Genomic DNA, 15518 nt, shown 5'->3' on the forward strand with positions numbered 1-15518 from the left:
CGGTAACGAACACGTACAATAACCTATATTTAGAACCTATTACATTGGAGGGACTAAGCATGGTGAAGGAAGTTCGTTCACCCGATGCCCTTGACTTTGAGCGCAAAATGAGAGATAGCATCGTGGAATCGGCTGAAGCTTTAAATGAAAGTGGAGTGGATTTTGCAACATTTGATGATTCCCGCTGCAATCCGCAGTTTTGGACACGTACAGAGATTGGTGGGCTTCAACTGAACGCTGGCGTGGAACCCACAGTGGGGATTAAAGATATTTTTCGGAATGGTCATTTATATGCCTTTGAATGCGCGACAGCCATGGTCATTGTTATGTATCGGGCGACGATTGAAGCTATAGGTGAGGAAGCGTTTAATCAGTATTTCAAGGATTTGTTCTTATGGGACTGGAATTACGATGAGAATCTACGCTTAATTACAAACTACAACAAGGAACTAACGCAGCGGGGAGACGTTGTATATTTCAAGAATCCCGATCATGCTCCGAGCAAGCCAGAATGGCAGGGCGAGAATGCAATTAAACTCGAAAATGATCTGTTTTACGGCCATGGCATAGGGATTACTACTGGAGAGATCATCATAGACTCTCTGAATCAGGAAAGAGTATATGGGAGTGATATCTCGGCCTATTTAACGGATGAATCGGTGCATCCAGACTTTAATTACTTACAGCGGTTATCTGCAGGAACGGTTTTACCGGCAGCCAACAATAGAAGCTTCCGATACACTGTATGTTCAAGGATAGGCTCTAGAAACTATATTTATAAGATCTAGCGTCTGCCTATTTTATACTTACTGAGCAATGCAAAGAGGGGGCTCTTTTGTATTGTTCATTTTTTATTCACAAAGGAAAGGGATAGAGCTTCAGATAACTCTGAAAACTCTATCCCTCTTTTTTAATTAAGGATTACCACGTCGTTTCTAATTTGTTATAGCTCAATAAAATCGTTGCGGAATTTCTCAAAATCAGATTTTCTGCATTCCAGCTCAAGGCGTGTGCCTGTTTCTTCATAGCTAGTAGATTGAACATGGGCATGTTCATTGAAATAAGAGACTACATTACCCCGATCAAATGGAACCAGAATCTCACACTGGACATAGTCCGTAAAAACATGGCTGCGGATCAGAGCGGTAAGTTCAGCCATTCCGCTATTTTGCTTGGCGGAAAGGTAGACATTGTCACCTTCAATTTGCGGGTAAGGCAAATCAGTCAGATCAGCTTTATTATAGGCATAAATCGTTGGAAGCTGGTCAGCGCCAAGTGCTTTGAGCGTCTCATCTGTAACCGCCATATGCTGTTGATGCTGCGGATCGGAAATATCGACTACGTGAATCAATAAGTCCGCTTCGGTAACCTCTTCAAGAGTGGAGCGGAACGCTTTGACCAGATGATGGGGAAGCTGGCTGACGAATCCGACAGTATCTGTTAATAAAAAGGTTTTGTGATCAGGCAGCTCAATGCTGCGAACCGATGTCTCTAGTGTAGCGAACAGCATATCCTTGGCGAATACTTGTTTATGGGAACCCGGATGGTAAGTCTCTACCATGACATTCATTAAGCTGGATTTTCCGGTGTTCGTATAGCCTACCAGGCAGACGACGGGAACTTCATTTTTATGCCGTTGTTTCCGCTGGATTTGGCGTCTTGCTACTTGTTGTTGCAGTTCAACCTGTAAAGCAGTAATCCGCTCTTCAATTCTTCTGCGGTCCAGCTCTAGCTTGGTTTCACCAGCACCTCTGTTTTTAAGTCCAGCTCCGCCACCTTGTCTGCCCAGCGACTCACGAAGACCTGTGAGGCGCGGCAGCATATATTGCAGCTTGGCTACTTCAACTTGCAGCTGGGCTTCCTTGGTCTTCGCTCTTTCCGCAAAAATATTCAAGATCAGAATGGTCCGGTCAATGACCTGACGGTCCAGTGCGGACTCCAAATTGCGGATCTGTGAAGGTGACAGTTCGTCGTTAAAAATAACAATAGGAGCATCGTGTGCTTCTAAAAGTGCCGATAATTCCTCGATTTTACCTGTCCCGATATAATGGGAGGGGTTAATTCGACTTGCCTTTTGACTAAGCTCTCCTACGACTTCAAGGTCACAGGCAACTGCCAGATTGCTCAGCTCTTCCATCGAATAGGCGAAATTCGTTTCGTTCTGAAGCTGGACACCGACTATAATTGCTTTTTCTCGTATTTGTTCCATATATTTATTCATCCTCCAATAGTAAATAATAAACGCAAAAAAACACAGGCAATCTGCCTGTGCTTACGGTTCGTTAGAGGACGTCAGAGTTAGGGCCTTCCATAGGTAGAATGAATTAAACAACAGTCCAGTCGCAGGGAAGAGTCACTTTGATCCCTTGCGAGCAGCAGTTGGCTAATCGGCTTCTATGGATGTTCAATTCTTAAAGGAATGGAGGTGAAGAGAATCCTCCCTACACGCTGTTGTTAAATTATCGGGTTACCTTTAAAAATGGGTAGACCAATCCTGAGTCCTCTGCACATGGGCAGAGCTTTAGCGCTATTCAATTAGCCGCGCAAAGTTCTAACTCGGATAAAGTCTATCACACGTAACCCTCCGTTCATAAAAGTTAAGTCGAGTTTACCACATTCGTTATTTAGTGGCAAATTTCAATTTATGCTCTGGAACATCTCTTGTATTTTAATTACACCCAATAATTCTAAACAATGTTTACATATCATATATGAATTGATATATAGGAGGTGTGATGACATTGCCTGTTCTGTCCACAAACACCATTATTAATTTACCAGTCGACGGTACTCGGCCAATAGATCAAGTAGTGATCAAAGTTGTCAACAATGGATCGGCTGGCGCGTTTTGTTATATTACGGGCTTATCCAATAGTGTCAGTCCCCAGGCCATTTTTGTTGAAGAGTTATTTGAGCTGCAATATCAGGAGACCTTAAGCAAGACCTATGTCATGGTAGAGGATTTATTCCAATTTAATTTTGTATATTCACAGGAGCAGATGAAGATTCAGGTTTTCCTTGTTGATGCGGACGGTGTATGGACGGCCGTTGATCTTGAAGTGTTTCAAGTGAGCCGAATAACTTCGGAAATACGTGATAACGTGACCGTTACATCGACTGACTTTGCAGCAATCAGCTTCATGAGGCGTCCTGGCTTTGCTATTCCACAAGGTCTTGCGGCTGAGATTCGACCGGCAGCTTTAGATGTTATGTCCAAAAGACCTGTGCGATATATGGTCGTTGCAGGCGGGACCCTTGATGGGGCCTTCGAGAATTATCCTACACCGACTACAAATATTCCTGTCACGGACACGGCGCTGCTAGTGAACTATACCTGCACTACGGTCACGGGTGGAAAAGTTATTATGCAAGGTACAGGATCAGGGATTTCTGGGGCGTATGCGAATCTGGCGGTCAATTTACTTAATGAGCGACTCTCATACGAGTTCCATGATGAACCTGTCACATTGGTGGTAAACTCCCTCTCGGGCGGGGACGATCTCGCAGTTACCTTTAAAATGTCCGAGCAATGGTAATTATTCTTGTGAAAAAGGAACATTCGCATTTACGCGAATGTTCCTTTTTGCTAGTCATTTAAGTCACGACGCAAGGTGAAGAGATCTTTCAGAGCCTCTGTGGACAGCTCGGTAATCCAGCCTTCCGAGCTGGAGATCACATTATCGCTGAGCTGCTGTTTATTCTCCAGCATCTCATCAATCCGTTCTTCGAGTGTGCCCAGGGCGATGAATTTATGCACCTGCACATCACGAGTCTGGCCCATGCGGTAAGCGCGGTCAGTTGCTTGATTCTCCACCGCTGGATTCCACCAGCGGTCGAAGTGGAATACGTGATTGGCTGCAGTTAAGTTCAGGCCAACTCCCCCAGCTTTGAGTGAAAGGATGAATACATTCGGCTGATCAGACGGCGATGTGTCTGGGCGTGTAGACCCATCTTCCGCCGAAGGGGCTGGTGTCTGAAACCGCTCGATCATGCGGTCGCGCGCCTGTTTGGAGGTACTTCCGTTCAAATAAAGGACGGGTTCGCCCAGCTCCTGCTGGAGAACCGCCTGAAGCATTTTTCCCATACCCACATATTGAGTAAAAATCAGGCAGCGCTCGTCTTCCGCGCGCAGCTCCTTAACCATGTCCAGCAGTCTTTCCAGTTTGGAGGAACGGTTAATAAGAAAGCTGGTATCCAGTTTATTGTCCGTATCAAGTTCAGGGATAGCTTCTTTTGTCACAAGCATCGGGTGATCGCATAGCTGCTTAAGCCCGGTCAGAGCCCCGAGAATTGCCCCTTTGCGCTCAATGCCTTCCAGCTTCTTCATCCGTTCCAACAGTCCGTTTACGGTTTGATCGTAAAGCGCCGCTTGTTCGGCTGTCAGATGAACATAGGTTTTCATTTCATTTTTATCAGGTAGATCGAGCTGTATATTAGGGTCTTTTTTCTTGCGGCGCAGCATGAAGGGTTTTACTAGATTTTGTAGGTCCGCTGTACGTTTCGCGTCGCGTTCCTTCTCAATAGCATTCGTGAATCGGTCATTAAAAGACTTGGCGCTGCCCAGATAACCTGGGGTTATAAAATCATAAATGGACCACAGCTCGGATAATCTGTTCTCTATCGGCGTCCCTGTTAAGGCGACCCGGTGAAGAGCTGGAAAACTACGTACAGCTGCGGATTGTTTGGTTTGGGCATTTTTGATATTTTGAGCTTCATCCAGGCAGATCGTCGCCCAAGTGAATTCCTTCAGCAGCTCTTGGTCAAGCGCAGCAGTCGCATAAGAGGTCAGTACCACATCGGCTTGCGAAGCTGCGCCATAGAAGAATCCCGCGTCCAGACGGCGGCTTCCGTAATGAAGCATAACATTCAACGAAGGCGCGAAGCGTTGCAGCTCCTTCTGCCAATTGCCTAACACAGAGGTCGGGCAGATGATCAATGAAGGCCAGCCTGGTGGGTCGGTCTGCCGCCGGGCTGAGCTTGCATCCGTGTTTTCTTGGATGTGTAGCAGATAGGCGATGAGCTGTACTGTTTTGCCTAGTCCCATATCATCGGCTAGACAGGCCCCCAGCCCAAAGCGGCGCAGAAAGGTCAGCCAAGCGAATCCTTCATGCTGATAGGTGCGCAGCTCCGCCTTAAGGCCTGTGGGTACGGGCGGCTTAGGCCATTCTGAGCGCTGGCCCAGCTGACCGATAAGGCTGATCAAATGCTCGTTCAGCTCTACCTCCAGACGCAGACGCGCGGCATCTTCTTGCAGCTGCTCTTCCGTAGCTTCAGCGTCTGCCTCTTCACCAGCTCCTAGTAAGTGGAGCTGAAGCACGTCTTGGAAGGACAAGCCTTGCGACTTGTCCATTCCCGCCATGGCTCTTTGGATTTGCGCCAGCAGAGCCGGATCGAGTGAGACCCATTTGCCCTTGAAGCGGACGAGCCGTTCCCCTCTTGCGACCAGCTCGGCAAATTCGGCTTCAGTGAGATCCGCATCGCCGATGGAGATTCGCCAATCGAAATCGATGATCGAATCGAGACCGAACAGCGACTCGCCGCCGCTGCGTTTGTCTTCGCCGGAGCTGATCTTCGCTCGCAGGCGCGGCTTTTTCCGGCTGGCGGCTTCCCACCACGCCGGCAGCAGCACTTGCCAGCCAGCTTCCAGCAGCCGCTGGCTCTCGGCCGTCAAGAACCGCCAGGCGATGGCATCGCTCAGCGGTTCGGCCAGCACATCGCCGCCCGCCGCGAAGCGCTCGGGCGGCAGACTGCCGCGGAGGCGCTCCAGCCATCCCGCGGCCCGTTCATGCACGTGAGCCGACCACGCGGCCGGCCACAAGCCGTACGGCTCGCCGTTATCGGCGAGCCTGATGGGAACAAGCGCGGATTCATCGCGCTTGTCCTGAAGGATCAGCTGCAGCCGCCAATAGGATTCATCCTCATCGGGCTCCAGCAGCTGTAGAGCGGGCCGGAAAGGCGCGGTGTCCGCCTTCCAGCCAATGGCGATAAGCCACGCAGCGGTATCCATGCCCGCTGCAAGTGCTCCGCTTCTATCGAAGAGAAGCGGGAATTCGCTGCGGAGGTCGCCGGCCTCGGCCTCCGTGCTGTAATAGCGCTGCGATACGGCGGCAGAGAACGCCGCACGTAATCCACGGCTAAATTCGCTGCCGCCATTTAGCGCCTCAAGGGCTCCCTTAGCAGTGTCACTGTCCACTGCCACCTGCGCAAGAGCCCCCTCGTCCCAAGTCCATTGCAGCCTCCCGGCGCGGTAGGCGGAGATGTCGGGAATATACTGTTTGTGCTCCAGACATATAGCCAGAAGTGGCGCCAGTTCTGTGAGGTGGGCGGCATCGCCCTCCCAGCTCCATTCGATATGCGCCAAAAGCTTCTGCTCGGCAAAGAAGGGGATGACCTGCTCAGCAGGAAGAATCACTAGCTCCACGCCTTCGCCAGCTGGCTGCACGGTTAACTCCGTACCATAAAAAGACGCCTCATGCCAGGCGAAAAGCCGCTGCTTAAGCTGCAAGCCCGGCACGAGATCTTCGCGCTCATTCATTCCAAATATTAAAGCATCGCCATACTGGCTTAATGCAAGCCGGATGGTTAGCGTGCGTAAATGCATGTTCATGGTATTAGCTTTCCTTTCCGAAGCTCCTCTTGCAGCGCACGGAGCCTGCTATGCCTAATGGCGAAGGCAGTGAGGAAATCTTCCCAGCGTTCTTCTTGTTTCAGCTTTTTATACAGCTTGGATAATCGTTTCAATAATTTCACAGCCGCTTTGTAGCTATGTCTGTTCTTATCCAGCACGAATCTTTCGGCGGCCTGATGGTAAAAGGGCAGCAGAACCTCAGGTGCATTCTTTTCCACCGGTTGGAGGTCTTTGACACGAAATTCGGAGGGCTGTTTACCGATGGACAGCTGATAATCCATCCAGGTCTGCCATTTCTCATAGGTGATTAGCTTCTCTTCATAGACTTCGCCAGAGATAGGTAACATGGTGGCTAGTGTGTCCCACATTTGCAGCTCAGCTTCAGGCAGGTGGCGAACAGCTTCTTCCCAACTGGTTGAATAGCTATTGAGATTATAGAGTCTGCTGCTCAGCAGTGGACCGATCTGAACAAGCCAACCCACCAACCGGGACCAGTCCCCTGCATCCAGCAGCGGAGAGGTGAAGCTCATGAGCTCATCGGGATGGAGACCCGGGCGCTCGGCAGCCTTATTCAGTAAGTCCCAAGCCTTCTGGTCATCCATCAGATAGTAATACATGCGGCTCTGAGCTAACAGCCAAGCATGTTGTGACAGGGAAGCGCCTAATTCACCTTCTGCTTGCTGCAGCTGTTCGATTTCATTCAGGTAAAGCTTAGTTCCACCTGTATTCGGATAAATCCAGTTTCTCCACAGCAGATCATAGCTAAGAGAAAAAGAGGGTTGATCCCGTGAGCGATCCCGCGACTCCGTCAACATCTCGCGCCGTAGATAAGATAAAGTATCGATGACGTATGGCCATAGATCCTGCTCTTGCTCGGGGGACAGCGGAAGTGTCTTTTTTAAAAGACCTGTGATTACTTCCTGTAGCTCTGAGACTGCTACCTGTGTGTAATAACCAAGAGAAGGGGCGTAAGCGGCCTGACCGACGGATTGCGTGGAAGGCTTAGCGAGCTTTTCCAACAGATAAAGATGAGCATGCAGAGTGAACAGCTTCTCCGTTTCCGGAAGCATTTTTGGTTTGAATTTATTAATTGCAGACAAGGCCCGACTCACATATTCAGGATTTCGGGTGGTATGGGCTAGAGGGGAGACACAGAATTCAAAATACTCCCGCCACTCCGTTATTTTCCCGCTAGCGATGTGGTTAGCCATCTCTTTCATTTGCTGCTGACGAGTTGCATCGGCTCCAATAGAAGTACTTGTTGCTGTACTTGATATTTTGGGCAAAAAGGAAGCAGCTTTAGCGTTAGCTAGAACTTGTACAGATCTATTCTGCTGTTCGGCATAATTCAGCAGCACAGCAGCCATATGCTTGCAATGACCTGATACTGGACAATTACAATGACAATTGGTGAAGCCGTCGAGATCAATGGTGACGCGGTAATCCTCTCTACCTTCAACTAGAGCGTTAATCTTACGAGGCTCCGTCATAGTAAACGGCTGCACTCGATTTTGTTTATAATATTGGAACCCCCGCTTGAGGGTAAGATCATCGAAATAATAGGCGACATTTTGGATGAGCTTACTCCACTGCGTATCATCCATAGGATAGGTTGGTTGCATACAATTGGTCTCCTGTAACGAAAATGGTCTTTAGTTGTCTTTCATTATATCACTTCTGCTGGCTTCATCTTTAAATCGTTAAATTTTGATAGATCGTAAGAAAACTCTGTTTAAAAGCTGGCGTGAAGATGATTAGAAGCTAATGGCTTGTATTGAACGGAAGGTCTGAACATATAATAATCGTACTGCAAGTTGGATCATGATTATATAGGTGTCATTTACGAAAGATCAAACAAAGGTCAAAATTGGTCAAATAAATAAAAAGAACTAATTTTGTTGTGGAAAATCAGCTAATTCGCCTGAATTTGAGCGATAATCGGCTTAAATCGGTTTTGTTATTCCTCGGGTAGGGGACTATAATAAGGTCATAGGTCAAATAAAGTCAAAGTCAATGAGAGGAGAATGGATAATGTTTGATATGGTTCCTTTTGGTAAACGTAGAGATGATGCTTTTGGTGTGCTGGCTAAGTCCTTGAATGATGTTTTTAATGATGATTTTTTTGCACCGATTAAGAGCTCCACGATGTCCTTCAGAACAGATATTCGTGAGAGTGAGCAGGCTTACCTGATTGAAGCTGAACTTCCTGGTTTGAAAAAAGAAGAAATCGACATTGATTATGCCAGTCCTTATTTGACGATTAAAGCTGTACGTAAGGAAGAAAATGCCGAGGAGAACAAGGAACATCAGATTGTACGCAGAGAACGCCGATATGGTGAATATGTGCGCAGATTCTATGTTCAAGATATTGCCGAGGAAGAAATTCGCGCGTCTTTGAAAGATGGAGTGCTGAAGCTGGAAGTTCCCAAACGGCAAAAAATGCAAGGTAAACGCATCGAGATTCAAGACGGAGATTCTAATTCTACGGGTTCGCAGTCTGAATAAGCATAAATTAAGCGGAATGAACTTCCGCTCAGTCTTTTAGAGATGGCAGCGGGCTTTTAATATAGTGTTATGAATAGAAGGCGCATTGTAGTGGAGGATTCCGGCTATGGTGCGTCTTTTCTCGGAGTGCAATGGTGGTCAACATGAGAATAGGGATGGAAAGGAGGAAGCGCGAGTGGCTAGTAAAAGCTATTATGATGCTTTGGGCGTGAGCAAAAAAGCTACTAAACAAGAAATTAAAAAGGCTTATCAGAAGCTTGCCAAGAAGTGGCATCCTGATGTTAACAAAGCCCCGGAGGCAGAGGCGAAATTCAAAGAAGCAGCTGAAGCCTATGAAGTGCTTGGTAATGAGGATAAACGGAAACTCTATGATGAAGAGCTGCTTTATGGAGCTCAACGTGGCAGAGCTAGTGGAGGGGCGGCGAGTGGAGCCTCCTCTTGGGATTCAAACTTTGGTGGAAGTGAAAGCTGGAACGGTGGGACTTATTCAACAGGAGGTTCTGGTATTTCGGAGGAAGATTTATTCGGGATGTTTTTTGGGAATCGGGGCTCGACGGATCGGGCTGGCTTTGATTTTTTCTCGGGAAGTGGAACGGGGCGTGCGAATGGCAATCCGTGGGGCGAGGCCCGTAGTACCATGCAGGCGCAGCTGGATATTACCTTGGAGCAGGCTTATAAGGGCGCCACTGTAAGAGTACAGGTCAGCGACAAAACGGTGGATGTTAACATTCCGCCTAGATCCTATGAGGGTACAATTATTAAAACCGCGGGAAACACTCCGGGTGGCGACGTGCTGCTGGCACTTCATATTCTTCCTCATGATATTTATGAGATTCGCGATGGCGACTTATATGGCATGGTTGAAATCGCTCCTTGGCAAGCGGTATTGGGTGGAGAAGTGAAGGTTCCATTACCGGGGGGCGGCGCCGTGAAATTGAAGATTCCAGCAGGAATTCAGAGCGGCAAAACGCTACGTATCCCCGGCAAGGGCTTAAAACGTGAGAATGGTGCGAACGGCGATATTTTATTTGGAATTGAGATTGTTATCCCTGAACCTATCAGCGAAGCGGAGAAAAATCTCTACCGAAAGCTGGCAGACTCCAGCCCTTTCGAAGCCAGAGCTAAACGTCAAAGCACTGGCACCCAGCGGCAGAAGGCGAAAGTGGGTAATTAATAGATAGGTAGAAGAGGTAGAGGTGAGGTGATTTCACTCGTTTGTGATCAACTCTGGTTGGTGAATAAGGTGATTTGAATGCTAGTTGCAGAACAGTAACTTATTTAGCCACTAACTATAAATGAACGTTTCGCTCAAACGGTGAAAGTCGGAACTATGGTGGGAAAAGAGTGCCAAAAGTGCTTTCGAAAGTGCCTTCGAGAGTGCCAAACTGGGATCGATGGTCGAAAAGAGAAGCAAAAGTGCCTTAGAAAGCGCTGAATGGGGCTCGTTGGGCGAAAAGAAAGGCAAAAATACCTTAGAAAGCGCCGAAATAGGCTCGATGTGCGAAAAAAGAAGCAAAAGTGCCTTAGAAAGCGCCGAATTGGGCACGATGGTCGAAAAGAGAAGCAAAAGTGCCTTAGAATGCGCTGAATGAGGCTCGATGTGCGAAAAGAGAAGCAAAAGTGCCTTAGAAAGTGCCGGATGGAGATCGTTGGTCGAAAAGAGAAGCAAAAGTGCCTTAGAAAGCGCTGAATGAGGCTCGATGTGCGAAAAGAGAAGCAAAAGTGTCTTCGAAAGTGCCGAATGGGGCTCGTAGGTCGAAAAGAACGGTAAAAATCCCGCAGAATGAGTGCAAACCAGCTAGTTACTCGAAAAGAGGGCAAAAATCCCGTAGAATGAGCGCAAACCAGTTATTTACTCGAAAAGAACGGTAAAAATCCCGCAGAATGAGTGCAAACCAGCTAGTTACTCGAAATAAGCGGGATAAATCCCACTAAATTAACCTATCCCCGGCCAAAAAGGCCGATTTAATATAATCACTCTTAAATAGAAAGGTGAGAGAGCTATGGATTTCAATAAATTAACTCAAAAGCTGCAGGAAGCAGTAGCTGCGGCGCAGTCGCTGGCATCAGACAGCGGTCATCAGGAGATCGATAATCTCCATCTGTTAAAAGCGTTGCTTCAGCAGCAAGAAGGATTGCTGCCAAGATTGCTGCAAAAGATGAATATCCCTGTGGCTGAGCTGATGCGCAGCACAGATGAACTGCTTCAACGCAAGCCGAGCATCAGCGGGTCAGGAGCAAGCACGGTACGGCGTTACGCCTCGCAATCGCTGATTCATCTGCTGGAGCAGGCGGAGAAGGAAGCGGCGAAGATGCAGGATGAGTTTGTTTCTGTGGAGCATGCGGTGCTGGCCATGGTGTCGGATTCGAGCGGGGAGAATCGTGAGCTAAGGGATCTTTTTGTCCGCCGTGGGCTGACCCGTGAGAAGCTGATGTCGGTGCTTGCTGAGATTCGTGGACATCAGCGGGTAACCAGCCGGGAGCCAGAAGCTACTTATGAGGTGCTGGAGAAATACGGCCGTGATCTTGTAGCAGAGGTTCGCGCGGGCAAGATTGATCCAGTCATTGGTCGTGATGGCGAGATCCGCCGGGTAATCCGGATTTTGTCCCGTAAAACGAAAAATAACCCTGTGCTGATCGGTGAACCAGGTGTAGGGAAAACAGCCATTGTGGAAGGCTTGGCCCACCGGATCGTGCGCAAAGACGTACCAGAGGGGCTGAAGGATAAGACGATTTTTTCACTGGATATGAGTTCACTTGTGGCAGGTGCGAAGTTCCGTGGTGAATTCGAAGAACGTCTGCAGGCGGTATTGAGGGAGGTTCGCGAAAGTAACGGCCGCATTATTCTTTTTATTGATGAGCTGCATACGATTGTGGGCGCAGGTAAAACCGAAGGCTCGATGGATGCGGGCAATATGCTGAAGCCGATGTTGGCCCGGGGTGAGCTACACTGTATCGGTGCCACAACGCTCGATGAATATCGCAAATATATAGAGAAGGACCCTGCGCTGGAGCGCCGTTTCCAACAGGTGCTCGTGAGCGAACCCGATGTAGAGGATACGATCTCCATTTTGCGTGGTCTGAAGGAGCGGTTTGAAGTTCACCACGGGGTCAAAATCCATGACAGCGCACTGGTAGCCGCAGGGGTATTGTCCAATCGTTATATTACGGATCGATTTTTACCGGATAAGGCGATTGACCTAGTGGACGAGGCTTGCGCCATGATCCGCACAGAGATAGACTCTATGCCGGGTGAGATGGATGAAGTGACCCGCCGCCTGATGCAGATGGAGATTGAAGAAGCAGCGCTAAAAAAAGAAACCGATGACGCCAGCAAACGACGTCTCGAAATATTGCAGCGCGAGCTCGCTGACCTGAAGGAGAAGCAGCTAGGAATGACGGCGCGCTGGGAGAAAGAGAAGTCGGCCATCCAAGGGATTCGCGACCTCAAAAAACGGCTGGAGCAAGCACGTAAGGATCTGGTCGATGCACAGGAGGAATATGATCTTAATAAGTCAGCCGAACTGAGCTACGGCATTATTCCTGATCTGGAGCGTCAGCTGAAAACAGCGGAAGAAGCGGCACAGCAAGACCAGGATACAAGATTGCTACGTGAGGCTGTTACTGAAGAGGAAATTGCAGATATTGTCTCCCGCTGGACCGGCGTTCCGGTTAGCCGACTGGTAGAAGGTGAGCGGGATAAGCTCCTGCGTCTGGAGGATACGCTGCATGAACGGGTAGTGGGCCAAGACGAAGCTGTCAGCTTGGTGGCCGATGCCGTGCTTCGGGCAAGAGCGGGAATCAAAGATCCGAATCGCCCGATTGGTTCATTCCTGTTCCTTGGCCCGACGGGTGTAGGGAAGACTGAGCTGGCTAAGTCGCTTGCGGTATCTCTTTTTGACCGCGAAGATGGCATGATCCGTATAGATATGTCGGAGTATATGGAAAAGCATAGTGTTTCCCGCCTAGTCGGCGCACCTCCAGGATATGTTGGATATGAGGAAGGCGGGCAGCTCACGGAAGCTGTGCGGCGTCAGCCTTATACTGTAGTGCTGCTCGATGAAGTGGAGAAGGCGCATCCCGATGTGTTTAACATTCTGTTGCAGCTGCTTGATGATGGACGGCTGACTGATTCACAAGGCCGAATCGTTGACTTCAAGAATACAATCATCATTATGACTTCCAATATCGGTTCACCTCATCTGATTCAAGGCACCGATGAAAACGGTCAGCTCACGGAAGCTGCCAAGGATAGAGTGATGAAGGAACTGAGTGGTCATTTCCGTCCAGAGTTCCTGAACCGGGTGGATGACATTGTAATGTTCAAGCCGCTGACACTGGGTGAGATCGAGAAAATTGTGGACAAACTGGTGGATGGATTGCGTCTACGTCTCGCAGAACGGGAAATCGGGCTGGCATTAACTGAATCGGCGGTGCGTTTTATCGCTAAGGAAGGTTTTGATCCTGTGTATGGAGCAAGACCGTTGAAAAGATTCATCCAGCGCAGCTTGGAGACACGTGTGGCGCGTGCGATTATTGCTGGTGAAGCCGCAGAGGGATCAGTTATTCAGGTGGATGAATCCGGCAACGGGCTGACGGTAACCATTCTGAAGCCAGAAGTCGATGGGCCACAGAGTTCTGAATTGAGTTCTGAATAAAAAAAGGCGTCCACAAAACCGTAACGGCTTTGTGGACGTCTTTTTTATTGTAAGCCTCACTCCACCCAAGGGATTAGATGAGGCTGTTCATCCAAAATCGACATATACTGCTCTTTCCAGCCGTATTTGCCGTCGGGGTCGAGGAGCATATAACGCAGATATTTTTCCAGCCGGAACTCGGCTTTGGACCAACCGAGATGCTTGAGCCGCAGGTTGCTTAGCTGATGAGACAGCTCAAAGATATTTTCCGGGAACCGCCCACAGTGCTGTGGGGATTCATTCCATACATAGTTGAAGTCTTCTTTATAGCGAAGCAAAAAAGGGCGATAGTTCAGATGAGAGCGCCAGTAGGTATCCTCCCTGTAATGGTTCGCGTTCCATAAATCGTAAAGGCGGAAGCAGAACAGATCGACCCCATCTGCATACAGCAAGGAATCTATATTTTCTGCAAAGCTGGCTTCAAAGATCTCATCCGCGTCCAGACTCAGAATCCACTCGGGATTTGTCTTTAGGACTTCCTCCCACTGCTGTTTTCGCAGCTCAATTTCATTGCTGAACTTGGATTCGGTATTATGCACGAGATGAACGGGAATGCCGTCAAGTGCTTCCAGACAGACAGCTGCTGTATTGTCGGTGCTGCCGTCATCAATAATGACAGCCTCATCGATATATTTGCGGTGTTCCTCCAGAACCTGTCGCAGGAAGCGCCCGCTTTCATTTTTTACAACCATGGTAAGGGTTAGCTTTGGACGCTTTTTGATTATAGGAGCAGCTGCAGCCTCATTGGAATTTTCCTCGATGGGTGTGGGTGCCGATTCAGCTTTTACCCCTGTTGTTTCTCTGATGAAATCTTCAACCTTGTTCAAATCACTATCTCTGTACAAATGAAGGGCAGGATAATGGGTGTCAACAAATAGCGGAATGCCAAGGGCCGCGGCACGAATGCAGAAATGGCGATCCTCGCCCCAGTATGAAATGTTCCGGATCTGATTGTAGCTCACCCCGGCTTTTATCGCATGCTGGCTAATCAATGTACAAGCGCCGAGACCCCCCACTTCATAGATTCCAGGATTGCGGAGTTTGGCTATGAATTCATGAAATCTGCGGTTGATCTCCTCGGGTTGCAGTTTTTCGCCGGGAAGTATCTCCCACTGATTATATTCGTCATGCATCCAGACCTGCGGCTGAAACATGGTATCTGGCTGCCACTGTGTCCAAAATACCTCTGAAATAATATCTTTGTTCGTCCCTATTAGATGACTTAGCGTATCGGGGTGGAGGATGAGGTCTGAGTCGATCAGGAATAGGTAGTCGTAGTTCAGGGTTTGCGCTCGGTTTATCATGAGGTTTTTGAAGTTGGCGACTTTCCAGACTAAATCAGAATTCCAATAGTGAGTCGTATCATTGCGAATGTACGCATCGTTAAAGCCGGAGCTTTGAATAAAAATATGCTCGCCCTTGCTTTTAAATTCCTGGAGCAGCAGGCTGGATTCCTCATCATCATTGTCATCAATCAGATGGAAATCCAGTTCGATTTGCTCGATATTCAAGCGCAGCAGGGAATTCAGAAATTCCCGTAATACATTGGGCTTTTGATGGATCGGGCTGCCGATTAATACGCGTGTCTTATTCATTGCGGCCTCCTTGGGGGACTCTCCCTTTCTTCCGAGAGGTATAGGTATGTTCTCAATATATTTACAGTGAGAGAGTAATAATCCTTATTTCGC

Annotated in this window: 9 protein-coding genes; 5 read left to right on the forward strand and 4 right to left on the reverse strand. The window is 48.5% G+C overall.

What is annotated here, in order from left to right; all coding sequences use genetic code 11:
• Nucleotides 1-59 precede the first annotated feature (59 nt).
• A complete protein-coding gene (locus MHB37_RS01335) occupies nt 60-788 on the forward strand; it encodes a protein-glutamine gamma-glutamyltransferase (protein ID WP_076305114.1) in 729 nt (242 codons plus the stop codon).
• Nucleotides 789-943: 155 nt separating this feature from the next.
• On the opposite strand, the gene hflX is transcribed toward MHB37_RS01335, so the two are convergent.
• Complete coding sequence (gene hflX, locus MHB37_RS01340) at nt 944-2209, reverse strand: GTPase HflX (protein ID WP_076220524.1); 1266 nt, start codon at nt 2207-2209, stop codon at nt 944-946.
• 526 nt (nt 2210-2735) lie between these two features.
• On the opposite strand from hflX, the gene MHB37_RS01345 reads away from it, so the two are divergent.
• Nucleotides 2736-3536 carry a hypothetical protein gene (locus tag MHB37_RS01345; protein WP_076126993.1) on the forward strand — a complete coding sequence of 267 codons (801 nt, stop codon included), beginning with the start codon at nt 2736-2738 and terminating at the stop codon, nt 3534-3536.
• Between the two features lie 50 nt (nt 3537-3586).
• On the opposite strand, the gene MHB37_RS01350 is transcribed toward MHB37_RS01345, so the two are convergent.
• Both MHB37_RS01350 and MHB37_RS01355 read right to left on the reverse strand, forming a co-directional pair.
• On the reverse strand, nt 3587-6607 hold the full coding sequence (locus tag MHB37_RS01350; protein ID WP_076307980.1) for a DEAD/DEAH box helicase: 3021 nt from the start codon (nt 6605-6607) through the stop codon (nt 3587-3589).
• Entirely contained in the window at nt 6604-8250 is a 1647-nt protein-coding gene (locus MHB37_RS01355) for an SWIM zinc finger family protein (RefSeq protein ID WP_341165164.1), read from the reverse strand. The genes MHB37_RS01350 and MHB37_RS01355 overlap by 4 nt, the downstream gene beginning before the upstream one ends.
• 409 nt (nt 8251-8659) lie before the next feature.
• On the opposite strand from MHB37_RS01355, the gene MHB37_RS01360 reads away from it, so the two are divergent.
• The 3 genes from MHB37_RS01360 (at nt 8660) to clpB (ending at nt 13791) form a co-directional block, all read left to right on the forward strand.
• Complete coding sequence (locus MHB37_RS01360) at nt 8660-9133, forward strand: Hsp20/alpha crystallin family protein (RefSeq protein WP_076186194.1); 474 nt, start codon at nt 8660-8662, stop codon at nt 9131-9133.
• 175 nt (nt 9134-9308) lie between these two features.
• Nucleotides 9309-10307 (forward strand): DnaJ C-terminal domain-containing protein, encoded by a 999-nt coding sequence (locus tag MHB37_RS01365; RefSeq protein WP_405168864.1) that lies wholly within the window; start codon nt 9309-9311, stop codon nt 10305-10307.
• 829 nt (nt 10308-11136) lie between these two features.
• A complete protein-coding gene (gene clpB / locus MHB37_RS01370) occupies nt 11137-13791 on the forward strand; it encodes an ATP-dependent chaperone ClpB (RefSeq protein ID WP_405168865.1) in 2655 nt (884 codons plus the stop codon).
• Nucleotides 13792-13847: 56 nt separating this feature from the next.
• On the opposite strand, the gene MHB37_RS01375 is transcribed toward clpB, so the two are convergent.
• Nucleotides 13848-15425, reverse strand: coding sequence for a glycosyltransferase family 2 protein (locus tag MHB37_RS01375; RefSeq protein WP_405168866.1), 1578 nt, complete (start codon nt 15423-15425; stop codon nt 13848-13850).
• Nucleotides 15426-15518 lie beyond the last annotated feature (93 nt).

It is taken from the genome of Paenibacillus sp. FSL H3-0286, from assembly GCF_045040705.1.
Classification (GTDB): domain Bacteria; phylum Bacillota; class Bacilli; order Paenibacillales; family Paenibacillaceae; genus Paenibacillus_AQ; species Paenibacillus_AQ odorifer.